Below are 22,219 nucleotides of genomic sequence, written 5' to 3'. Positions count from 1 at the left end.
ATAAATGGAGTAAGCAATGCAGCTTCCGAACGACTATCTCGAACGTGTCTATGCTGGTGTCCTGGGCAAGCTCATCGGCGTCTATCTCGGCCGCCCCTTCGAGGGATGGACCTACGAGAAGATCATGGAAGAACTCGGCCCTATCGAATATTACGTGCATGAACGCCTGAACCAGCCGCTCGTCGTCACCGACGACGATGTCGCCGGCACCTTCACCTTCATCCGCGCGCTGGAAGATTACGGCATCAAGCCGAACCTCTCCGCCGAAGAAATCGGCAAGGCCTGGCTCAATTACATCGTCGAGGAACGCACGATCCTCTGGTGGGGCGGCAACGGCAACTCCACCGAACACACCGCCTGGCTTAATCTCAAGAAGGGCGTGCCGGCCCCGCAGTCCGGTTCGATCACCACCAATGGCCAGGGCGTTGCCGAGCAGATCGGCGCCCAGATCTTCATCGATGGATGGGCGATGGTCGCCCCCGGTCAGCCGGAACTCGCGGCCAAGCTTGCAGAACAGGCCGGCAAGGTCAGCCATGATGGCGAATCCGTTTATGCCGCCATGCTCTGGGCAGCGATGGAAGCCGAGGCTTTCGTCACCTCCGACATCGACCATCTGATCGATACCGGGCTCAAGCAGATCCCAAGCGACAGCCAGATCGCCCGGCTGATTGCCGACATCAGGGCCTGGCACAAGGCGCATCCCGATTGGCGCGACACACGCCAGAAGATCCAGGACAATTACGGCTACGACAAATATCCCGGCAACTGCCATATCATGCCCAACCACGCGTTGATGATCATGACGGTGCTCTATGCGCCGCATGATTTCCAGAAGGCGCAGATGATCATCAATACATCGGGCTGGGATACCGATTGCAACGCCGGCAACGTCGGCTGCCTGCTCGGCATCATGAACGGCCTTGATGGACTTGCCGAAGGCCCCGACTTTCGCGGCCCCATCGCCGACCGCATGCTGATCTCCTCAGCTGACGGCGGCAATTCTATCAACGATGCGGTGCGTCAGGCCTATTTCCTGACCAATCTCGGTCTCCAGCTTGCCGGGCAACTGTCGCTCGAGGCCCCGAAGAGCGGTGCGCAGTTTCACTTCTCACTTCCCGGCAGCCAGCAGGGCTTCCGCCCTCTGACAGGTCTCGGCGCGGCAAGCAGCGTGCGTGTCGGCAATACTGAATTCGAAAGCGGCCGCGCGCTGACGATCGACTACGAAGCCCTCGGACCGGCGCAAAGCGCCGTCGTGACGACGCCGACATTCTCGCCACGCGAAATGCTCGACATGCGCACCTACGACCTAATGGCGACACCACTCGTCTATCCGGGCCAGACGGTGAAGGCCCGCGTCAAGGCCGACGGCCAGAACCGCGGCATAATCGAAGCGCGTTTACGCATCCGGGTCTATGATGGACGCGATCAGTTGAGCGACATCGACTCGGCGCTGGTTGTCATAGAGCCCGGCTCGGAAGCCATTCTCGAATGGACCCTTCCTGAGACCGACGGCCAGCCGATCGCCGAGATCGGCATCGCCGTAACCGGCACCGGCAGGCGCGCCGATGGCCGCGTGTTCGTGGATTATCTCCGCTGGGACGGCGCGCCCAAACTGACATTGAAGCGCCCGGCTGGCGATGGCGATTTCTGGCGCATGGCCTGGGTGAACGGCGCAAGCTTCTTCTCCAAGCGCTTCCCGGCCGCCTTCCGCATCGCGCAGAACCGAGGCGAAGGCATCATCATTCATGGCACGCGCCAATGGACCGATTACCAGGCCTCAGGCCAGGTTATGATCCATCTCGGCAATTACGGCGGCCTTGCCATCCGCGCTCAGGGCCTGCGCCGATACTACGGCGCGCGCGTGACGCGCGACGGCAAGATGCAGATCGTCAAGGTGCGTGACGAGGAAACCAAGGTTCTTGCCGAAACCGCCTTCAAGACCGAGTTCGACAAGCATATCGCCATGAAGATCTCGGCGCAGGGTGCGCGCATCACCTTCGAGGCCGACGGTGTTTCGGTGACGGCGGAAGATACCGCCGCCGATGCCTTCCGTGACGGCGGCGTCGGCCTTCTCATCCATGAAGGCGCCTTGTCGTCGAACGAGATCCGGATAGGAGGAGTATGATGGCAACGGTCACCATCGATAAGGCACGCAAGGCTTATGGCGCCGTGGAGGTTCTCCACGGCGTCTCGGCCGACATTGCCGACGGCGAATTCGTCGTCCTTGTGGGCCCGTCTGGCTGCGGCAAGTCAACCCTGCTCAGGATGATCGCCGGCCTTGAAGATATTACCGGCGGCACAATCGGCATCGGCGGACGCGTCGTGAACAACCTGCCGCCCAAGGAACGCGACATATCCATGGTCTTCCAGAACTATGCGCTCTACCCGCATATGACGGTCGCCGAAAACATGGCCTTCTCGCTGACACTTGCCGGAGCCGCGAAGGAAGAAAAGCAAAAGCGCGTGGCACATGCCGCGCAGATTCTCGGCCTCACCGATCTCCTCGGGCGCTATCCCCGCCAGCTCTCCGGCGGCCAGCGCCAGCGCGTCGCCATGGGCCGTTCGATCGTCCGCAATCCGCAAGTCTTCCTGTTTGACGAACCTCTGTCCAATCTGGACGCGAAGCTTCGCGTCGCCATGCGTGCCGAGATCAAGAGCCTGCACCGGCGCCTGGCAACGACGACCGTTTACGTCACCCACGACCAAGTTGAAGCCATGACCATGGCCGACCGCATCGTCGTCATGAACGGCGGCCATATCGAGCAGATCGGCAAGCCGCTCGAGCTTTACGACAATCCGCAAAGCACCTTCGTTGCCGCGTTCATCGGCTCGCCGGCCATGAACCTCCTGAATGGACGCTTCGACACTGGTGGCGGAAAGCCTGTCTTCAAGACCAATGAAGGCGTCCTGTTGCCCCTGCCCAACAACGCTCCCAGGGTTTCCGGTGTGGAAGGCGTCTACGGCATCCGACCGGAATATTTCACCCTCTCGCCTGCAAATATCGGCATTCCCGCGCGCGTGGTAGTCGTCGAGCCGCTCGGTTCCGAAACGCATATAACGGCGACCCTGGGCGGGCAGACAATCGTCATCGTCTTCCATGACCGGCTCGATATCGAACTGGAAGAGACGATCTGGCTGCAGCCCCGAACGGAACGGATCTGCCTGTTCGATGCCGGCGGACGCCGGCTGACCGACAAGGCCGTCGAGCGGGATCTGCAACATTCGTGACGCCAAAGCGCCGCCGTAAGGCGGCACTTCAACCCGCGCCATGTCGAATTGGCGGGATACCTGTTCGATCAGTTGATCGGGCCCACGACACAGGTCCTGACAGCCGATATCGGCAAGGCCGACATCGAGTGTTGCCGAATCGATCGACTGGCGCACCTTCAGCAACATATTGCCCAGGTCAGCCGCCTGATCGCAGGCGCCAGTATCGTGGCGAATATCTCAGGCTTCTCGCGGGCGCGGACAGAAAACATGGCACCATAAATGCATGCTATAAAAAACTCAGCTTCAACGGAGGCGTATCTGTCAGAATAAGTAACCCCTCCGCGGCCCCCTCTCAAAAACCGATGTTAGCCATGTTGAAAGGTATCGGAAGAAAGCTGTGACTTCAACCGCCACACCTCAGCGCCTGATTGGTAGGATCAATGACTACCATTTATAAGGCGAAAATGCCCGATCGTCTCCGGCCGCTCGCCCTCTGCACGTCAAAACGAAGCTACCAGCGCAGGCTGACTTTCCCGAACAGGCTTCCGACCAGCCCGCCCAGCACGATGCCGAACGTGTACCATATCGCGATGAATGGGATACCGTTTTCGACACAGGCCCAGGAATATACCCAGCCGCCGACGCCCCCGGCACAAGCACCCGCGACAAAGCCGGCAAGTGCCGGGCGCGTGGGGGCTGCACGCCTGAGAAACCACATGTTGGCGCAGAAAGCGGGAATGCCGAAAGCCACGATCAGGAACGGGCAAAAGAACGCTGAATATCCGATGATCAAACCTGGATAGGATGAAGCTGGCGACAGCGCGAGTTGAGCGATGGCCAGAAGCGCGACAATGCTGAATGCCACGACCGGAACCCGAACCATACTTCCAATCGAACCCTCTGGGCGCGCAACCCGTTCAAGAGCCACGATCGTCGCGCTCATTAGTACGGCTGTATATAAAAACTTCACCAAAAACGCCGCCACCGTCACGTGGTGCAGATGCGGGCGAAAGCTGAGCGATATCAGCAGTGCGATGGCCGCGCCGGTCACGCCGACAATGATTGTAAGCCCAAGCCTCACTCGCAGCGCATGATGGCGAACCGGAGTGAGATCGCGTACCAGAACCTCGATGAATTCATCATTTTTCGTCATTGGCAAAACCCAGCGTGCGTCCAATCGCGCGCATCCCTCGATGAATGCTGACGCGAACCATTGCTTCCGACTGGCCGCTCTCGCTCGCGGCTTCAGCAGTGGTTTTTCCTGCAATCTTTACCTGCCGCAGAAGCTCCCTCTGTTTGGCAGGCAATTGGTCGAGAAGACGGTCGATATCGAGGTGAGCAAAGAGTGTCTCCTCTCGAAATTCAGCCGCGATCTCATCTCCCAAAGCAATTTCCACGCCTCTTTTGCTGCCATTTACCCTGAAGTGGTCGATCAGCTTGTATTTCGCGATTTGGAAAAACCACGCGGTGAACGGCCGTTCCCGATCATAGGTAATGCGCCGGCTATGCACCGCCAAAAGCACCTCCTGAACTAGATCCTCGGCGTCACGGTCTGCATTCGATCCAAGCCTCCTTCGATAAAATGCCAAAAGCAGATCTCGCAAAATGACGAGCAAACGCCTGTACGCAGCCTCATCGCCGTCAAGCGAGAGAAGCATCAAGCCTTTCAGGACCTGTTCCGATACCGATTTCGTCATTCGCGTGCAGTCATTCGTTGATCGGCGTTATTTGTTACATCCTGAACCGGATTTTTTGTCGCCCTTCTTGCGATCACAACGACGTGATCGCTGTAACGCATTCGCACAAGCGCCGAATGAGGGGGCGGAATTGAGGGACAATCGGTTGTCGCTGGCAAGATGCCATCGCCGCCGTGCCTCATTTCCAGAACGATCGCCCTACCCGCTCGAGATAGCCGGATGGGTATCATATCGAAAAGATGAAAGATATGGAGAGCAGAATGTCGCTCACGAAGTTGAAGATCATGGGTATGGTGCTGGCGCTTGGTGCCGTGACCACACTATCCGCACAGGCTGCCGACAAGGCACGCGTTCGCGGCGTCGTGGAAAGCCTCAGCGGCGATACGCTGATGGTCAAATCGCGCGAAGGCAAGGACGTGACGATCAAGCTGAAATCCGGCTGGGCCATCAACGGCATCGTCAACGCCTCCGTGACAGACATCAAGCCTGGGGATTTCGTCGGCATCGCGTCCGTTCCGACCGACAGCGGCATCAACGGGGCGCTCGAAGTCTTGATCTTCCCCGCCGCGATGAAAGGCACCGGCGAAGGCGATTACGGCTGGGATCTGAAGCCGAAGAGCTCGATGACCAATGCGACGGTTGCCAGCGCCGTCACCTCGGTCAATGGTCCCACCCTGTCGCTCACCTACAAAGGCGGCGAGAAGAAGATCTCGATCCCTCCAGGCACGCCGGTCGTCACCTTCGGCAAGGCGACGAAGGACGACATCAAGCCCGGCGCAGGAGTCATCATCAACGGCACGACCGATGGAGACAATACGGTTGAATCCGACCGTGTCGTGGTCGGCATAAACGGCGTCATCCCGCCAATGTGACGCATCGATGCCGACATCACGGGGCTGCCCGGTTGCCAATCGCATCCGGGCAGCTCAATGAGCGCGATAGCGTCGCAGCATATGATTTCGTACACCGCCGTCCGGCGGCACGTCAGGAGAATTGTCCATGACAAGCATCGAGCAGATCGGCACAGCGCCGCCACCGCCCCCAGCCAAGATCTTCATTCGCCGTCATTCGGCTCTTACGCGGATAACGCACTGGATCAATGTGCTGTGTCTGACCTTGCTGCTGATGAGTGGCATGCAGATCTTCAATGCAGATCCACAATTGCATTGGGGAAATTACGGCGCGGTTGAAGATCCGTCATGGTTCGAAATCGCCAGCAATCAGGATGGCGACAACATCACGGGAATAGTGCGTATCGGCCGTCTCTCGATCACCACAACCGGCATACTCGGTGCTTCCACGGCCGACGGCGAAATCATGCCGCGCGCATTCCCGGCCTGGGCGACGATACCCAGCTACCAGGATCTTGCAGCTGGCCGACGCTGGCATTTCTTCTTCGCCTGGCTGTTTGTCATCAATGGGCTCGTTTACATAGCCTATGGCCTGATCGGCGGTCATTTCCGCCGCGATCTCGCACCGACGGCTCGAGATATCGCGCCCAGAAATATATGGCATGAAATCAAGGACCACGCCCGGCTGCGCTTCCCGCAGGGCGAAAAGGCGCGGCGCTACAATGCGTTGCAGAAGTTGACCTATCTCATCGTAATTTTCGTCCTGCTGCCGCTGATGATCGGTTCGGGATTGACCATGTCACCCGCGATAGACGCCGGTTACCCCTTCCTGTTCGATATTTTTGGTGGTCGCCAATCGGCCCGCTCCATTCATTTCATCACCGCCTGGAGCCTGGTGGCCTTCGTCGTCGTGCATATCGCGATGGTCATTCTCTCCGGCCTTTGGAACAACATGCGTTCGATGGTGACCGGCCGCTACGCGATCATCAACGAGGAGACCGACCGATGAGCTCCATCTTCACCCGCCGCCGTTTTCTCATCGGCTCGGCCGCCAGCCTGGGCGCCGTAGGCCTGACCGGCTGCGATGACATTTCTCAGAGCCAGCACGTCCAGAAGGTACTCGCTCTGGCTGAGCGGCTGACCATGGGCACACAGCGGCTCATCGTCTCTCCGCAAACGCTTGCCCGAGAATATACCGACGCGGACATTTCACCGAGCTTTCATCCGAATGGATCAACTCAGCCCAACAGCGCTGAATATATCCAGATGGTCGAAACCCAATTTGCCGAGTGGCGGCTCAAGATCGACGGCATGGTCAATAGGCCGATGGAATTTTCGTTGGCCGATCTGAAGAAGCTGCCTTCTCGCACCCAGATCACCCGCCACGACTGTGTCGAAGGCTGGAGCGCCATCGGTAAATGGCAGGGCGTTCCTCTCGGGTTAATCCTGCAGACTGCCGGATTGAAGCCCGGTGCTCGCTACGCCGTCTTCTATTGCGCAGATGAACTGGAACAAACACTCGATGGCAGCGGCCGCTACTACGAGAGTATTGACCTGATCGACGCCTTTCATCCGCAGTCGATCCTCGCCTATTCGCTTAACGGGAAGGATCTGGAAGTCGAACACGGCGCCCCCTTGCGCCTGCGAGTCGAGCGTCATCTTGGCTACAAACATGCCAAATACGTCATGCGCATCGAAATACGTGATCGGTTTGATGACCTCTGGGGTGGTAACGGCGGGTTCTGGGAGGATCGTGGCTACGAATGGTATGCCGGCATCTGAGATGTCGTGCCAGACGTCACTGATTGGCCGCAGCGACCATAGACGAGATCAGTGGCATAGGCGTAAGGTGCGGTTTTGATACCGCGTCTCCTTCCCATTGCAAGAAACCTTTTCCGTCATGAAGGCTCGACATGCGTGGCAAACACACGCATAGGTGACGTTTGCGCAAAATGCAGCTAGATTCGCTCATACGTGCCAAGCTTTAGATTTGAGCCTTGGATACGCTCGGCCGAATGAAGTTCGGCGCAAATCAGAACAGCACGTTCATGGCGGAGTCATTTGAGGTGCATGGAACCGGACGGCAAAACATATTGCTTTGGTGATTATCGGTTCATTCCGGACCGGCAACTGCTGATGCTTGGGGACAAGCCGGTACGCGTGGGAAGCCGAGCTCTCGATTTGCTCCACAAGCTCATCAGTCACTCGGGGGAGGTCGTCGGCAAGAACGAGCTTATGAGCTTCGCTTGGCCGGACATCTTTGTTCATGAGAGCAACCTGAAAGTCAACATCGCCGCGCTGCGCCGTGCCCTATCAAGGGACGCTTCAGGCCTGTCGTACATCGCCACCGTGACGGGGCGCGGCTACCGCTTCGTTGCGCCCGTGCGCACCTACGGTGGAGACCGGAGGCAACACTCCTTCGATCCGGTGAAGGCTTCCACCCGTGAATTGCCTCGCCTGCCGCATCTCGTCGGTCGCGACGACATCGTTGCGGAGCTCGGTGCGAGGCTTCCGAAAAGACGCCTGTTAACGGTTGTCGGACAGGCGGGGGTTGGAAAGACGACTGTTGCCGTCGCCGTGGCAAAAAGCCTCCTGGACCACTATCGGGAGGGTGTTTGTTTCGTGGATCTTGCCGTCATCGGCGATCCTCAGCTTGTCGACGTGACGATAGCGGCCGCGCTCGGAATCGGCGGCAAATGGTCAAATACGCTTGCCGGAATCGTCGAGGCATTGCGGGGGCACGAAATGCTGCTCGTGCTCGACAACTGCGAGCATGTTCTCAGCACCGCTTCGGCGATCGCGGAACACCTTACGCTTGCGCTTCCCGGTCTTCATATTATCGCCACGAGCCGCGAGCCGCTTCGATCGCGGTCGGAGAGCGTCTATCGCTTGTCTCCGCTGGCATATCCAGATGAGCGCAGCGGAAAAGACCGGACCGCGGCCCTAACCTTCCCCGCCGTGCAGCTCTTTGTTCAACGCGCAAACGAGGCCTACGGGTACCAACTTGATGACGCCAGCGCACCTGTGGTGGCGGCCATCTGCCGACGTCTTGACGGAATTGCGCTTGCAATCGAACTTGCCGCGTCGCAGCTTCCGGTTTTGAAACCGACAACGCTGCTCATTCTTCTCGAACACAGTTTCGAGCCACTTGTCGCCAGTTCCGCCGGTACTCCGCCACGGCACCAGACCTTGCTCGCGACCTTGGACTGGAGCTATCAGCTTCTATCCAAGGACGAAGCCCAGCTTCTGCGTCTTCTGTCGGTTTTCTCGGCAAGCTTTTCTTTCTCCGATGTCATCGGAGTCGCGGGTGACCTCGGCCGAAGCATAGAGGACATCGTGATTTGCACGGAAAGCCTCGCGGCCAAATCGCTCTTGTCGGCCGCGCACGACGCCGAGGGGCTACGCTATCGCCTGCTCGATAGCACCCGGAGTTTCGCCGCCGAGCGGCTGGACAGGAGTGGAGAAGCTGCCCACGTCCGATCGAGCCACGCGCGGTATCTTCTCCGACTGTTCGAGCAAGCCGAGGCGGAGTGGCTTTGGAGACCGAGGAGCGATTGGACCGCTCGCTACGCACAGCGAACGAACGATTTGCGCGAGGCGATCAACTGGGCTCTCGGCGACGGCGCACAACCAGAGGTCGGCGTTCGCCTCACCGCAGCCGCAATCCCGCTGTGGGACGAATTGTCAACCGTCGCCGAAAGCCGGCGACGTGTCGAGCGGGCGCTGCAATGTGCGGATGCCCTGTCGCGCTGCGACGCCGCCGTCAACATGAAGCTCATCGCGTCTTATGCTTCAGGCCTCAATTTCTCGGATCATTTCGGTCCCGAAGCCGACGCGGCGTGGATGGAGGCCAACAGGCTGGCGCGGGAGATCGGGAATGTCGACTATCAGCTTCGCACCTTGTGGGGTTACGGCATATTGCAAACTTTCACCGGGCGGCATCGGCAGGCGATCGCGACGCTTGAAGAGTTCGCCCAACTCGCCGGCCGAGAGGATGAACGGCTGGCTGTCGCGGAGGGAGAACGGGTCAGGTTGACGGCCCTCTTCTATTGCGGCGATGTCCGGCGTGCGCATAATGACCTGAAGCGGCTTGCACGCGATCACGCGACCACCGCGAAGCGCTCCGGCGTCGCCCGCTTCCAGATGGACCGGTTCGTGTCGATCCGCGTGGCCCTGGCGATGACGGCCTGGGTAGCGGGAGATCGCAGCGAGGCGACGGCGGCACTAAAGGATGCTCTCGACCACAGTCTCGCGCTCGACCATGTGGTCTCTCATTCCAACGCTCTGGCGCAGGCGGCCCTACCGATCGCCCTGTGGTCAGGGGAGACGAGGATCGCGCGCCTACATGTCGAGGCGCTTGCACGCAATCTTGCTCTACGTGAGATCGCGATCTGGAACCCAGTCTGTCGCTTCTACGATGGCGCCGTTGCGAGCATGGACGGCGACCCCGAAGGGGTTGACGCCATGCACCTCGCCATCGAGCAGCTCATCACCAACAACTTCCTCGTTCGGGTGCCGTTCTATCTCACCACCCTCGCCGAAGCCGCGTTGCGCGGCGGACGCATCGCGCTTGCCCGTGACAGCCTGCGCGCAGCCTTCGACCGCGCCGACCGGCAAGGCGAGCACTGGTCCCGGCCGGAACTGCTGCGCGTGCGCGGAATGCTGCAGCGACTGGATGGCGATTTGTCCGGCGCCTCTGACACCCTGCTGCTCGCCGCAGACACGGCAAGGGAAAGCGGTGCGCTCTTCTTCCGGCTTCGGGCGTCGACGGCGCTAGCGGAGCTATGGGCGGAAGCCGATCGGCATGCGGCGGCGGCCGAGTTGCTGTCGCCCGTCTGCGCCCAGTTCGATGACGTGTTGCCCTGCGTGAGCGTGATGAAGGCGCGTCAACTTCTCGAAGCCTGCCGGCAAAACCCTCGGGGCACCAGAGCGTCGGACATTCAGATTGAACCGTTTGGGATTCCTGTCGATGGCATTTCGTGATCCGCTTCGTTCGGCGGTGATTTGCGATGACCAAAGCCTATTCACTTGATCCTGCGGGAGCGCATTGCCCGCTTTATTGACAATGGTCAGTCACGACATGCGGCGGCTACCCATTTTAGCGCTGCATTGGATCGCGGACCGAAGTCGGCCATCTGAGCAACTTCGCAGACGATATCGTGGCGACAGCGGGTCGGCTGGTTGACAACCTAAAAACGGAACTGAGCCACAACGATCGGGATCGGCCCGGCGGCGCTACGCGAATCTCTGGATTTTCCTGATAGGATAAGGCCCCAGAAAGAGAACCGTTGTTGCGCCACCGATAAGCAGCAGCGCACAGGCTTTCAGGATACCTGTATAGGTGCCCGTACGGTCGAATACGTAGCCAAACAGGCTTGGCCCCACGAAGGCGCCCACCACGAATATTCCGTATAGTATTGCGTAGATGGTGGCGTAGCTGCGCATCCCGAGATAGCGGGAAACCAGATAAGCCATTAGGTCGAATTCCACTCCTGAAACGAGGCCGAGCAATAAAACGGCGATGCAAGCCATGAAGAAGTTTGCATCGTCCAGCGAAAGGATAAAGCAGGCGACCGCGCCGAGCGCCAATATGACCGTGCCGACCGCAGGCGCCCAGAATCTGTCGACCAGAACGCCGCCAAGAAGCCGACCGGCTACGGCCGCTATTCCGACAAGCGAGGCGAGCGGGACGATCTCACCTGGCGACAGGCGCAACGAACGAAGTATGTTTTCGATATTGGGAAGCGGCGCCGCGACGGCGAGCGACATCGGGATGAAAACGACGGCCAGAAGCCAGAAGGAGCGCGAGCGAAAGGCCTCGCGTACGGTCATGCCTTCCGAAGCATTCACTCGCACTGGTCCCGCATCAACATTCCTGGCGCGCAATCCGGCGAAGCCCCAAAGAACCATCGGACACGCTATGAGTATCGGCATTGCGCCGACTAGGACGATTGCGACACGCCAACCGCCGGTCTCGATCAATAATTGAGCGAGCGGCTTCACCACAAAGGCAAATAAACCGGGGCCGGACAAGGTGAGGCCAAGGGCAAGGCCCCGCCGCTCCTCAAACGCACTGTTGATCACCCGTGTGAAAACGACTGGCGTCGCCCCCAGGCCGAAGATCGCAATAGCCAGCCACGAGAGATAATATTGTCCGACCGAGCCGTTCGACGCCGCGAGCGTCATATAGCTCAAGCCCAGGCACGGCAGAGAGGCCGATGCCACCAGGCGCGCTCCGAACTTGTCGATCAGCATCGCGAAAAATGGCCCAATAATAAGAACTGAAGCGGCGAGCAGCGACAGGCCGCCAAAAATTGTTGCGAACGACCAGCCGAATTCTCTCGCGAAAATCGGCGCGAAAACGCCGATTGTGTAGAACGGAATGGCAGGCAGGCCGAAAGCCGTTCCAAGAAGGCCGGCCAAAACGATCCGCCAGCCGTTCCTAAACTCGGAAAAGTCCGTTTCTTTCACCAAAGACTTCCCTTCATCGAAACCAAGAGTTCGGCAACCATGATGCGCAACGTATCTCCGTCAGCAGCTTATGCAAGAGGTTACGGGTGCCGCTGCGAGGCAACGGTTGCCGAGCCGGCGTGAAACGGCAGTCGCCGAAGCAAGAGGTCGTGGCATCGAGCGCCTTAGCCCTTGCAACATCCCCTGTGCTGCGACCGTAAAAGACGATGCGTCCGCAGCGCTCGCTCCGACGGTAAGCGGCCCTTTGAATGAGTTTCGGCTCCACGAGAAGCCTCCACCAGGCCCCCCTACGGCGGCTCGGGAAAATCCGTGACGCCCGGGCTCGGACAGGGGCGAAAGCTAGCGTTTCGATCACCCCTGCTTTTTGAGGGCCGCAAGCAACTCCTGCGCCAGGGGGCCAGCCGAAGCCGGATTCTGGCCGGTGATGAGGCGACCATCAACGACGACATGGGGCTCCCAGTTCGCCGCAGACGAATAGACAGCTCCCTCGCCCGTCAGGGCATCCTCAAGCTCAAACGGTACATCCTCGCGGGCGTAGTCGTATTCTTCTTTTTTCGAGAAGCCCGTAACCTTTTTGCCGCGTACGAACGGTGCCCCGTCGCCAAGATCAACGCCAAGCAGCGAGCACGGTCCATGGCAGACCGCGCTGACGATCTTATTCGTCGTCCAGGCGCGCACGATCGAACTCTGGACCTGAGGATTGCGCTGAATGTCGACCATCGGCCCCAGGCCGCCTGGAATGAGGATCGCATCATAATCCGCGGCGTCCACTTCGGACAGCCGGCGACTGCGGTTCAGTCGGCGGAAAGCCTTACTCTCGCGAAACTCTTTCTGCGCGGCGTCTTTCTCGTCATAGGCGTCAAACGGAGTCCATCCGCCAGCCAGTGACGCGAACTCGACGGCGACGCCCGCCTTGTCGAGGACGTCGAACGGGTGGGCGACTTCCGCGAAGAAGAACCCAGTGGGGCGATTGTGCGGACCGATCACCGCTGCGTTAGTGACGATGAATAGGACGTGCTTTGTCATTGTCTTCTCCTTCGTTGATAGTTGAGTATGCGGGATCTTGATCGTCGGCAGACGCCATACGCGAGCTTAAAGCGACAGGACCGGCTCGTCTGGGCCTCATCTATGGTTTGGCTAATTCACGATCCAGAAAGCCGCGAATTAGCGGAACCATTTCATCCAACTTGTCTTCGAGCGCGAAGTGTCCGCTATCGAGCAAGTGGATTTCGGCTTTTGGCAGATCCCGAAGATAGGCATGCGCTCCTTCCTCGGAAAAGACTTTATCATTCTTTCCCCAGACGATTAGCGTCGGCGGCTGATAGTCGCGGAAGTATTTCTGAAATGCCGGATAGAGCGGCACGTTGGTGCGGTGGTCATAGAAGAGATCCATTTGGATATCTTTGTTACCAGGCCGGTCCAGCAGCGCTTGGTCCTGAACCCAGTTGTCTGGACTTATGCGGCTGACGTCCGACATCCCGTCGGTATATAGGAACTTGGTCGCATCGAGAGTCACCAGGCCGGACAGCGCGTCCCGGTGTGCACTTGATCCGTCTGCCCAGTAGGCCTTGATAGGGTCCCAGGCACCTCGCAGGCCCTCATCATAGGCGTTTCCATTTTGAATAATCAACGCGGTGACGCGATCGGGATGCTTCAGTGCAAGCCTGTAACCGACAGGTGCGCCGTAGTCCATCACGTACATCGCGTAACTCTTGACGCCGATACGGGACAGCAGTTCGTCGACGATGTCGGCATACGGGCCGAAGCCGTATTTGAAATCCTTGTGATCCGGAGCGTCGGATTGCCCAAAGCCGGGATAATCGGGGGCGATAACGTGGTATCGATCCGCCAGTTGGGGAATGAGATTTCGGAACATGTGCGAAGAGGTCGGGAACCCGTGAAGCAAGAGCACGACGGGGGCGTCGGCCGGTCCGGCCTCTCGGTAGAAAATGTTCAAGCCCTGGATTTTGGCTGACCGGTAGTGCACGGTGACGATGGGAACGTGCATCTCTGGGGCCTGCTGCGCGGCGGCATCCGTAGCCCGCGCAATAGGTGGCGCTGAGATGATAGCGAGCAGCAAAGCCAAGACAAAACAGCGCATGCACGTTCTTCCTTCTTACGATCGCAAAGTACTTTATTAATTGTTGGATATTGCCTGACCGCAGAACCGCGAACGAGTTAATCCTCGTAAATCCCAGGGAAACGAATATCGTTCGCGCTGGATTAAGCGTTGGTTCAGCGAGGATGCTCAGGCGCGGCAAGCGGATTGCGGCAATCACCGCAGTCCCCTAATCGACGAGTTACAGGCTCTTAGAACTGAAGTACGGCTCGCCCGATGATTTCACCCGCCCTTGAAAGCTCGAGTTGCTCATTGATCTGCTCGAGCGTCTCTTCCAGCATCGGTAAAACTCCCGCATCTTGAGGCTCAGTGACCATAAAGCGATACCGGCTGTGAGCGATGTGGCAGGCCGGGATGTGGAGGCTGCACGATACCAGCGCGGACCGAGAGCGGGTGCTAAAGGTCGTCAAATAGCGAAAAAGTTTCAACGCCGACACTTGCGAGGTGGCAGGTTTTACGAGGTTTCACACGATTTCACCTGCTTGCCACTCAAAGGTGTCGTATCGCTTTGATATCTTGCGAACAGCCGCGACGTCGGAGCACGGCAGCCATTCAAGTTCCGCCGGGAGTTATGAATGCCATCCGTACTCACGGATATCTGGATACAGTTCGGCGTGCTGTTTGCGGCCCGAGGCGCCGCACATATTGTGTTCCCTGCACCTGGGACTCGCCGCCTGATCATCGATTGCGTCTTCTTCGCTGCGTTGACCACGTTGTTGCTGTGGAACAACATTCCGCCATACTCGATCGAAGGCGTCGATCCCGGGGTTACGCTGCGTCTCGTGCGTGGTGTTCTCAAGACCGTCTGGTGGCTCGCAGGCGCAATGGTGCTGGCCAATTGCGCCCGGGTATTTCTGATACTCGAACACAAGCCCCGCGAAGGAAGACTTCTTCAGGATCTCGTTGTCGCGATTATCTATGTCAGCGCCGCGTTATGCATCATCGCCTATGTTTTCAGCCTGCCGGTCGGGACAATCATAGCGACGTCGGGAGTATTCGCCATCGTGCTTGGCCTTGCTCTTCAAAGCACGTTGAACGACGTGTTCTCCGGTATAGCTCTCAATCTCAACCGGCCCCTTTCCGTGGGTGATTGGGTTGTTCTGGACCATGATGTCCAGGGAAAAGTCGTGGAGACGAATTGGAGATCCACGCAGTTCCTCAACAAAACCGGTGATCTGGTGGTTGTCCCAAACAGCATGCTTGCGAAGAGCCGCATTACGAACCTGAGCGTTCCCGACATGTCGCACGGAGCGAGTCTAACGGTAAAAATGCAGGCAAACTCGCAACCGAGCCTCATCGAGAGCACGATGCAACAGGTCCTCCTCAGCAGTAGCGAAATCCTGAGAACACCGAGCCCATCTGTTTCGATATTAGGGCTGAGCCGGGATTGCATCGAGGTAGAGCTGTCGTTCCGCGTCCCTACTCTTCTGTCCGTCACGAAGGCGAAAAACGAGATCTTCGACTTGGTCTATCGCCATACGATGGCTGCGGGATTTGCCCTCGCTTCAGACCCTCCAGGAGAGCACCCGGAGAGCGCTGACGGTCCACCCAACATTGTGAGGCGCCTCGTAAACATGGCTCCGATTTTTGCCAATCTCTCTGATGACGAGAGGAATGCATTGGTCGCCGCGGCGGAGCGCCTGATGATGAAGCAGGGTGCGGTTATTGCGAAGAAGGGCTCGACCACGACGTCCCTGATGATCTTGGCGCGCGGAGTGGCGATCGTTGAAGACGGCAGTGAAGAAGGCAGGATCGAGTTCGCCCGTCTCGCGCCTGGTGACCTTCTCGGAGAGCGTGGCGTTCTCCTCGGTGGTAAGGAAGTCGCTGATACGAAGTGTCTCACGGACGTTATCCTCTATCAGATAAGCAAGGCGAAGATTGCCGACCTGCTTCGAGAACGCCCGACTATCGCAGAGGACCTCGCAGCCCTTCTCTCGGTGCGGACCAAGGCCGAGGAAGCGTTGCACCAAGCCGGACTTAATCACGCTTCAAAGACAGTACCTGACTTGAGGATGCGAATTCTACGACTCTTCCATCTCTAGCATTTCGCGAGCTTTTTCAGGAATTAACGCGAAATCCGAGGTGCCGTGTTCTAGCCTGGGTGCAATGGAAGCGTCCCGCACGGGAGGCTCCCAGAGTACGCGGCGGGCCAATGCGGCCAATCCCTCACTCCGCGCATCTCATTTGGACACGGATCGGGCCTACCGGAAAAGCTCGACAATCGATCAACTCTCAAGCTCGCCTACCCGGCAACAAGGAGACTGACATGATGAAGATATTGCCACTCGCCGCAGTTCTGATTTCAAATTTGGCATCGACCGCGGTGTTGGCTGCGGATGCGCCAGCCAAAACCGTCGTCCTCGTGCACGGAGCCTTCGCCGACGGCACCTCCTGGCAGAAGGTTATCCCACACCTGGAAAAGGCCGGCCTCAAGGTAATAGCCGTCCAGAACCCTCTCGACTCGCTGGACAATGATGTCAGCGCCGCCAAGCGCGCCATCAAGAACGCCGAGGGGCCGGTGGTTCTTGTCGGGCATTCCTGGGCGGGCGTCGTCATAACGGAAGCGGGGGCTGATCCCAAGGTGAAGTCTCTGGTCTATGTGGCAGCCTACGCGCCCGACAAGGGGCAGTCGTTGGAGGACATCACGTCAAAATACCCCCTGCTGGAAAGTCGTAAGGAGTACATGAAGGATGACGACGGCTTCCTGAGAATCAGCGACCAGGGAATCAAGAAGTACTTCGCCGCCGATCTCGATCCTGAATCGAAGGCTGTCGTCGCTGCAACGCAAGGCCCCTTTCACATCAGGTGCCTGAGCGCGAAGGTCACTGCAGCCGCCTGGCGTGAAAAACCGACCTTTATGGTAGTGGCAACCAAGGACCAGATCATTCCGCCGCAACTGGAAAAGGATCAGGTGAAGGCGGCCAATGCGAAGGCGATCGAGATACCTTCCAGCCATGTCGCGATGCTATCGCATCCCAAGGAGGTGTCGGATTTGATCATCGAGGCAGCAAAGTAGAATGCAATTGGAGAAGGCGCGGCAATGACATCGAGCTACCATGAAATCACCCATCGCCGGCTCGCTGTCGGTGACATGGAGATCTTCTATCGGGAAACCCACCCGAAAGATGTAGCATCGCCTTCCCCTCCCATTTTATTGCTGCACGGGTTCCCGTCAACCTCCCACCAATACAGAGCGCTCATGGAGCGAATTGGCGGAAACGTCCGAATGATCGCCCCCGATTACCCGGGGTTCGGTCAAAGCACGGCTCCCGTCAGCAAGAACGACGGAGGGACGTTCGAATACACGTTCGAAAACCTCTCACGCGCCATCGAAGCGTTCATAGATGATCTGGGTCTTACCCGCGTAATCCTCTACATCTTCGACTTTGGGGTACCCGTAGGCATGAGGATCGCTTCCAGAAGACCCGAACTCATAGCCGGCCTGATCATCCAAAACGGAAATTGCTACGACGCCGGGTTGTCGGAAGCAGCAAGGAGGCTGATGTCCGCTCGTCCAGATGACGCCGCGGTCACCGCAGAACTGGAAGGCCTCCTGACCGCCGAGGGAGTACGCTTCCAGTACTTGACCGGGGCGTCGCGACCGGAACGCATAGCGCCGGATAACTACGAACTGGACTTCCATTATATCGAGCAGGCCGGCCGTAAACAGCCGCAACTCGATTTGCTTTTCGACTACAGGAGCAACCTGCCGCTTTACCCGCAATGGCAGGAATGGCTGAGAGCCAACGTGCCGCCTGCGCTGATCGTCTGGGGTAAGAACGACCCATTCTTTACTCCCGCAGGAGCGCAGGCGTACCTAGAAGATCTCCCTCGCACCCATCTACAATTCCTCGATACCGGACACTTCGCGCTGGAGGAATGCCTCCCTCAGGTCGCGTCACTGATCGATCATTTTCTGGCCGGTTTCAACACTCGTAGCGCCCACCATACGTGAAGGTGAGCGTGCGATATCCGCGAACACAGACGCCATGCAGAAAGCTGTTGCCTTGGTATCCGACGGCAGACTGAAGTTCCAGTCGATCGCGGCATGCAAAGTCTCAGGGCGATCGGGTGCATCCGGTCCGGCGCTTCCTATGCGAAAATCGAGAAACCAATCGGGCGTAGCTAGCACTGTGGCCGGAGTCGTTTGCTCCAAGTTTGCTGCAGCCAAATCGAGAACAAGGGAGGCCGTCCGGACACGCTCGACGGAATCCGAACGGGTTCCCGGCTTGCGAGAAGCAGCTTGCACTGGCTTTTTTCAGTGCGGAACTTCGAACAAAATATGTCCGGCGTGCGGATAACTAAATCTATACCCCGGCTCAATTTTGTACGTTCTACGGTTGAGGTAACATCATCTCCGTCGCCCTCCTCCTAAGGCAATCGAAGACCAAGGCTTGGAGGTCCCCCTTCCCACCGCAGCCTAAGATCGCGGTCCAGGAGAGCCGCCCCTCTCGCCGGGGGGCGGCTCGCCTTCTAGTTTATCGACACGGATTTCGGCCGCCTTTCTCGAGGCGCTACAGATCGAGACGCGTTGCCTCGAACAGGAACCACACTCTGCGTTCCGCCTCGTCGATCCAGTTCTCGGTGAGGCTCGTGGTCGCATGGTCGTTATACGAAGAGGTCAACTCATGTAGCTGACGTAAGATACCGGCAAGCTGCTTGTTGTCATCACGAAGCTCGGACAACATGTCCTGCGGCGTCACGAAATCCGCGTCGTTGTCGAGGATCCGCTGAAGTCGCGAGATATGACCGACGGACTTCAGTGTCGGCCCGCCAACCTTTCGTGCACGCTCTGCGATATCGTCTGTCATCGCGAAGATCTCGGCACCTTGCTCATCAAGCATCAGGTGATAATCGCGAAAATGCGGTCCGGACAAATGCCAGTGGAAGTTCTTGGTCTTGAGGTAGAGTGCGAAGACATCCGCTAGCAGAGCCGTAAGCGCTGCCGCAATATCACGTGTTGCGTCCTCCCCCAAGTCTGTGGGCGTGGAGAGCGGCAGGCTGCGGTGTTGATGCGCTACTTTTTTGTCCATGGCGTTTTCCTTTGAGAGGGAGGAGGGTCAACAGCGCCAGCGGAAGCTTACCCGCTGGAGGGTCCGCAGAGAAATTCTCGATGGTTTAAGTACACCTATTCTCGAGTACAATTGCAGGCATGAAGCAACATCGGCAAATTCGTATTTCGCGCCTCTTGTTCGAGCAAACGGATGCGCCCATAGCAGATCTCATACCTACCGACATCCAGCTTTCCTCGCTTCGTCTTCTACCTAAAAGCTCTCGCTATGAGGTCATGCCGGCGGCCGACATCAGAATTCGTAAAAGCCCAGCCAACACCGCAAGTGTCGACACCGAGAGGGTCCAGATCACCCCCATCCAAAGGATCTGTCTTGATAGCCGAAAAACCGACCGAGACTTCACTCGTGATACCCCGCTTCCGGCTCGGATTTACCCCGGAACACGTAGTAGGACCAAGTCGTGTAGACCAGGATTATAGGGATGATCAGGAGCGTTCCGACAAGAGCGAAACCCATACTTTCAGGCGGTGCAGATGCCGTCCAAATCGAGATCGATGGCGGGATAATGTGGGGCCACATGCTGATGGCAAGGCCACTGTAACCCAGGAACATCACTAGGAGCGCCAGCACGAAAGGTCGCGCTCCCGGTTCATCTCGTCTCAATGCCCACACCTGGAGACCGGTCGCCGCGACAACAAGCAGCGGTACGGGTGCGAAAATCAGGAGATTTGGTAAAACGAACCAGCGAGCAGCAACGCTGTCATGAACAAGCGGCGTCCAAATGCTGACTATCACGATCATAAGGAAAAGTGCGACTGATGTGCACTGCCCAAGCATGCGCATTCTATTGTGCAGATCGCCCGTCGTGCGCATCACCAGCCAGGTCGATCCGAGCATCATATAGGCAACTATCAGCGCCAATCCCGCGAAGACGCTGAACGGTGTCAACCAATCGAATTGGCCGCCGACATAGGTTGTGCCGTCGAGCTGGAAGCCGTTGATGAAAGCTCCCAATGCAACGCCCTGCGCGAATGTCGCGAGGTAGGAACCGATAGAGAAGGCAGCGTCCCACAATGGCTTTCCTCTGTCGCCAGCCTTGAACCGGAATTCGAATGAGACGCCACGCCAGATGAGCCCGGCAAGCATAAGCATCATCGGGAAATAGAGGGCGCTGAGTATCGTCGAATAGGCCAACGGAAACGCGGCAAAAAGAGCCGCCCCGCCAAGAACGAGCCATGTCTCGTTGCCATCCCAAACAGGGGCGACGGTGTTTACCATTGTATCCCTCTCGACCCGCTTGGGAATCAAGGGAAAGAGAAGGCCGATACCGAGGTCGAACCCGTCCAGGATAACGTACATCATGACGCCGACAGCAATTATCGTTGCCCACACAACGGGTAGATCGATGCCCATTTAAACGTCCTCCCTTTCGAGCCGCGGCGCAGGATCGATATCATCAGGCGTAGCGGAAAGTGGTCGCGCTGGCCTTCGGACCTGCCCTGGCTCCTGCGGTGGCTTCTCCGTCCCGTACTTGTCCGGACCTCGAGCTACCATCTTGAGCATGAAGCTGATCCCCGTACCGAAAACAAAGAAGTAGATGAGGATGAACGCAACGAGAGTCACGCTGAGTGCGATCACCGATTGGCCCGACACCGCGTCCTTCGTCCGCATGATGCCATAGACAACCCAAGGCTGCCGTCCGATCTCGGTGGTCATCCAACCTGCCAGGACCGCGATCAACCCCGCCGGCCCCATGAGTACGGAAAAAATCAAGAAAGGCCGGTAGTTGAAGAGCCGCCCGCGCCACCGTAACAACAGTCCCCCTGCCCCAAGCAGAAGCATTGCCATGCCCAGACCGACCATCACCCGGAACGTGAAGAAGATTATCGTCGAGTTGGGCCGGTCCCCAGGTGCGAATTCCTTCAATCCGGGTATCTTTCCGCGGAGCGTGTGGGTCAAGATCAAGCTTCCGAGGTAGGGAATCTCGATCGCGTACTTCGTCGCCTCGGCCTGCATATCCGGAATCCCGAAGGCGATGAGGGGCAAGCTGGTCTCCTTTGGATCATTCTCCCAATGGCCTTCGACAGCGGCGATTTTCGCCGGTTGATGTTTCAAAGTGTTCAGGCCATGGGCATCGCCAACTACGATTTGTAGTGGAGCGACAAAAAGGAGCAGCCACAACGCCATTGAGAACATCTTCCGGACCGCAGGCGTGTCGTTGCCTCGCAATAGATGAAAAGCGCCTGACGCGCTGACGAAGAGCGCTGTGGAAAGGTACGCCGCCAGCGTCATATGGACCAGTCTATAAGGGAATGACGGGTTGAAGATCACCGCGAGCCAGTCCGTGGGAACGATACGGCCGTCAACGATTGCGTAGCCCTGCGGTGTTTGCATCCAGCTGTTGGAGGCCAGTATCCATGTCGTCGAAATTAAGGTACCGACAGCGACCATCGTCGTTGCGAACATGTGCAAGCCGGGTCCGACCTTGTTCCAGCCGAATAACATCACTCCCAGAAATCCCGCCTCAAGGAAGAACGCCGTCAGAACCTCGTAGGTCAAAAGCGGGCCGGTAACGCCGCCGGCAAATTTGGAGAACCCGCTCCAGTTCGTTCCGAACTCGTAGGCCATTACAATCCCGGAAACGACCCCCATTGCGAAGTTGACCGCAAAGATCTTCGACCAGAAATGATAGAGCTTCTGATACACGTCGTTTCTGCGGGCGAGCCATAGTGCCTCAAGAACAACCAGATAGCTTGCGAGCCCGATGGTGATCGTCGGGAAGATGATATGAAATCCAACCGTGAACGCGAACTGTATGCGAGCGAGTTCAAGTGCGGTGAAATCGAACATCACGAACCT

18 protein-coding genes are annotated in these 22,219 nt (G+C 58.2%); 9 read left to right on the top strand and 9 right to left on the bottom strand.

What is annotated here, in order from left to right; translation table 11 throughout:
• Positions 1-16 precede the first annotated feature (16 nt).
• Positions 17-2,125 carry an ADP-ribosylglycohydrolase family protein gene (locus tag PH552_RS01365; RefSeq protein ID WP_113248551.1) on the top strand — a complete coding sequence of 703 codons (2,109 nt, stop codon included), beginning with the start codon at positions 17-19 and terminating at the stop codon, positions 2,123-2,125.
• The gene (locus PH552_RS01360) at positions 2,125-3,228 is read left to right on the top strand and encodes an ABC transporter ATP-binding protein (RefSeq protein ID WP_113248550.1); all 1,104 of its coding nucleotides are present in this window, start codon (positions 2,125-2,127) and stop codon (positions 3,226-3,228) included. Before PH552_RS01365 ends, PH552_RS01360 begins: the two co-directional genes overlap by 1 nt.
• 493 nt (positions 3,229-3,721) lie before the next feature.
• On the opposite strand, the gene PH552_RS01355 is transcribed toward PH552_RS01360, so the two are convergent.
• Positions 3,722-4,363 carry an NrsF family protein gene (locus PH552_RS01355; protein WP_112342905.1) on the bottom strand — a complete coding sequence of 214 codons (642 nt, stop codon included), beginning with the start codon at positions 4,361-4,363 and terminating at the stop codon, positions 3,722-3,724.
• Positions 4,350-4,907, bottom strand: coding sequence for a sigma-70 family RNA polymerase sigma factor (locus tag PH552_RS01350; protein ID WP_112342906.1), 558 nt, complete (start codon positions 4,905-4,907; stop codon positions 4,350-4,352). The genes PH552_RS01355 and PH552_RS01350 overlap by 14 nt, the downstream gene beginning before the upstream one ends.
• 260 nt (positions 4,908-5,167) lie before the next feature.
• On the opposite strand from PH552_RS01350, the gene PH552_RS01345 reads away from it, so the two are divergent.
• From PH552_RS01345 to PH552_RS01330, 4 genes are all read left to right on the top strand, one after another.
• Positions 5,168-5,779: a hypothetical protein gene (locus PH552_RS01345; RefSeq protein WP_113248548.1), complete on the top strand. Its 612-nt coding sequence runs from the start codon at positions 5,168-5,170 to the stop codon at positions 5,777-5,779.
• A gap of 127 nt (positions 5,780-5,906) precedes the next feature.
• Positions 5,907-6,767 carry a cytochrome b/b6 domain-containing protein gene (locus PH552_RS01340; protein ID WP_113248547.1) on the top strand — a complete coding sequence of 287 codons (861 nt, stop codon included), beginning with the start codon at positions 5,907-5,909 and terminating at the stop codon, positions 6,765-6,767.
• Positions 6,764-7,540: a molybdopterin-dependent oxidoreductase gene (locus PH552_RS01335; RefSeq protein ID WP_113248546.1), complete on the top strand. Its 777-nt coding sequence runs from the start codon at positions 6,764-6,766 to the stop codon at positions 7,538-7,540. The genes PH552_RS01340 and PH552_RS01335 overlap by 4 nt, the downstream gene beginning before the upstream one ends.
• A 288-nt stretch (positions 7,541-7,828) precedes the next feature.
• Entirely contained in the window at positions 7,829-10,741 is a 2,913-nt protein-coding gene (locus PH552_RS01330; RefSeq protein ID WP_113248545.1) for an ATP-binding protein, read from the top strand.
• A gap of 252 nt (positions 10,742-10,993) precedes the next feature.
• Here the strand turns inward: PH552_RS01330 and PH552_RS01325 are convergent, their stop codons facing one another.
• From PH552_RS01325 to PH552_RS01315, 3 genes are all read right to left on the bottom strand, one after another.
• Positions 10,994-12,229 carry an MFS transporter gene (locus PH552_RS01325; protein WP_162736900.1) on the bottom strand — a complete coding sequence of 412 codons (1,236 nt, stop codon included), beginning with the start codon at positions 12,227-12,229 and terminating at the stop codon, positions 10,994-10,996.
• Between the two features lie 351 nt (positions 12,230-12,580).
• Positions 12,581-13,255 (bottom strand): type 1 glutamine amidotransferase domain-containing protein, encoded by a 675-nt coding sequence (locus PH552_RS01320; protein WP_113248543.1) that lies wholly within the window; start codon positions 13,253-13,255, stop codon positions 12,581-12,583.
• Positions 13,256-13,355: 100 nt separating this feature from the next.
• Positions 13,356-14,330, bottom strand: coding sequence for an alpha/beta fold hydrolase (locus PH552_RS01315; protein ID WP_113248542.1), 975 nt, complete (start codon positions 14,328-14,330; stop codon positions 13,356-13,358).
• 593 nt (positions 14,331-14,923) lie between these two features.
• Here PH552_RS01315 and PH552_RS01310 point away from each other — a divergent pair.
• The 3 genes from PH552_RS01310 to PH552_RS01300 all read left to right on the top strand — a co-directional run bounded on the left by PH552_RS01310 (position 14,924) and on the right by PH552_RS01300 (position 18,303).
• Positions 14,924-16,390, top strand: a complete 1,467-nt coding sequence (locus PH552_RS01310; RefSeq protein WP_113248541.1) for a mechanosensitive ion channel domain-containing protein — start codon at positions 14,924-14,926, stop codon at positions 16,388-16,390.
• Positions 16,391-16,614: 224 nt separating this feature from the next.
• Positions 16,615-17,364, top strand: coding sequence for an alpha/beta fold hydrolase (locus PH552_RS01305; RefSeq protein WP_113248540.1), 750 nt, complete (start codon positions 16,615-16,617; stop codon positions 17,362-17,364).
• Positions 17,365-17,388: 24 nt separating this feature from the next.
• Positions 17,389-18,303 carry an alpha/beta fold hydrolase gene (locus PH552_RS01300; RefSeq protein WP_183763855.1) on the top strand — a complete coding sequence of 305 codons (915 nt, stop codon included), beginning with the start codon at positions 17,389-17,391 and terminating at the stop codon, positions 18,301-18,303.
• 559 nt (positions 18,304-18,862) lie between these two features.
• Here PH552_RS01300 and PH552_RS01295 read toward each other — a convergent pair.
• The 4 genes from PH552_RS01295 to PH552_RS01280 all read right to left on the bottom strand — a co-directional run bounded on the left by PH552_RS01295 (position 18,863) and on the right by PH552_RS01280 (position 22,210).
• Positions 18,863-19,381, bottom strand: coding sequence for a Dps family protein (locus PH552_RS01295; protein WP_113248538.1), 519 nt, complete (start codon positions 19,379-19,381; stop codon positions 18,863-18,865).
• A 244-nt stretch (positions 19,382-19,625) separates the two neighbouring features.
• On the bottom strand, positions 19,626-19,763 hold the full coding sequence (locus PH552_RS01290) for a DUF2474 domain-containing protein (RefSeq protein ID WP_285165417.1): 138 nt from the start codon (positions 19,761-19,763) through the stop codon (positions 19,626-19,628).
• Positions 19,760-20,773 (bottom strand): cytochrome d ubiquinol oxidase subunit II, encoded by a 1,014-nt coding sequence (cydB, locus tag PH552_RS01285; RefSeq protein WP_285165416.1) that lies wholly within the window; start codon positions 20,771-20,773, stop codon positions 19,760-19,762. Before cydB ends, PH552_RS01290 begins: the two co-directional genes overlap by 4 nt.
• Complete coding sequence (locus tag PH552_RS01280) at positions 20,774-22,210, bottom strand: cytochrome ubiquinol oxidase subunit I (RefSeq protein ID WP_113248536.1); 1,437 nt, start codon at positions 22,208-22,210, stop codon at positions 20,774-20,776.
• Positions 22,211-22,219: the final 9 nt, after the last annotated feature.

It is taken from the genome of Rhizobium aureum, assembly GCF_030182495.1.
GTDB classification, from domain to species: domain Bacteria; phylum Pseudomonadota; class Alphaproteobacteria; order Rhizobiales; family Rhizobiaceae; genus Rhizobium; species Rhizobium tropici_C.
This window is presented reverse-complemented; position numbering and strand designations above follow the sequence as displayed.

Bases quoted from the DNA above. Each gene is read 5' to 3' on its own strand.
- PH552_RS01365 (WP_113248551.1), top strand. From the start codon at position 17: ATGCAGCTTCCGAACGACTATCTCGAACGTGTCTATGCTGGTGTCCTG.
- PH552_RS01360 (WP_113248550.1), top strand. From the start codon at position 2,125: ATGGCAACGGTCACCATCGATAAGGCACGCAAGGCTTATGGCGCCGTG.
- PH552_RS01355 (WP_112342905.1), bottom strand. From the start codon at position 4,363: ATGACGAAAAATGATGAATTCATCGAGGTTCTGGTACGCGATCTCACT.
- PH552_RS01350 (WP_112342906.1), bottom strand. From the start codon at position 4,907: ATGACGAAATCGGTATCGGAACAGGTCCTGAAAGGCTTGATGCTTCTC.
- PH552_RS01345 (WP_113248548.1), top strand. From the start codon at position 5,168: ATGTCGCTCACGAAGTTGAAGATCATGGGTATGGTGCTGGCGCTTGGT.
- PH552_RS01340 (WP_113248547.1), top strand. From the start codon at position 5,907: ATGACAAGCATCGAGCAGATCGGCACAGCGCCGCCACCGCCCCCAGCC.
- PH552_RS01335 (WP_113248546.1), top strand. From the start codon at position 6,764: ATGAGCTCCATCTTCACCCGCCGCCGTTTTCTCATCGGCTCGGCCGCC.
- PH552_RS01330 (WP_113248545.1), top strand. From the start codon at position 7,829: ATGGAACCGGACGGCAAAACATATTGCTTTGGTGATTATCGGTTCATT.
- PH552_RS01320 (WP_113248543.1), bottom strand. From the start codon at position 13,255: ATGACAAAGCACGTCCTATTCATCGTCACTAACGCAGCGGTGATCGGT.
- PH552_RS01315 (WP_113248542.1), bottom strand. From the start codon at position 14,330: ATGCGCTGTTTTGTCTTGGCTTTGCTGCTCGCTATCATCTCAGCGCCA.
- PH552_RS01310 (WP_113248541.1), top strand. From the start codon at position 14,924: ATGCCATCCGTACTCACGGATATCTGGATACAGTTCGGCGTGCTGTTT.
- PH552_RS01305 (WP_113248540.1), top strand. From the start codon at position 16,615: ATGATGAAGATATTGCCACTCGCCGCAGTTCTGATTTCAAATTTGGCA.
- PH552_RS01300 (WP_183763855.1), top strand. From the start codon at position 17,389: ATGACATCGAGCTACCATGAAATCACCCATCGCCGGCTCGCTGTCGGT.
- PH552_RS01295 (WP_113248538.1), bottom strand. From the start codon at position 19,381: ATGGACAAAAAAGTAGCGCATCAACACCGCAGCCTGCCGCTCTCCACG.
- cydB (WP_285165416.1), bottom strand. From the start codon at position 20,773: ATGGGCATCGATCTACCCGTTGTGTGGGCAACGATAATTGCTGTCGGC.
- PH552_RS01280 (WP_113248536.1), bottom strand. From the start codon at position 22,210: ATGTTCGATTTCACCGCACTTGAACTCGCTCGCATACAGTTCGCGTTC.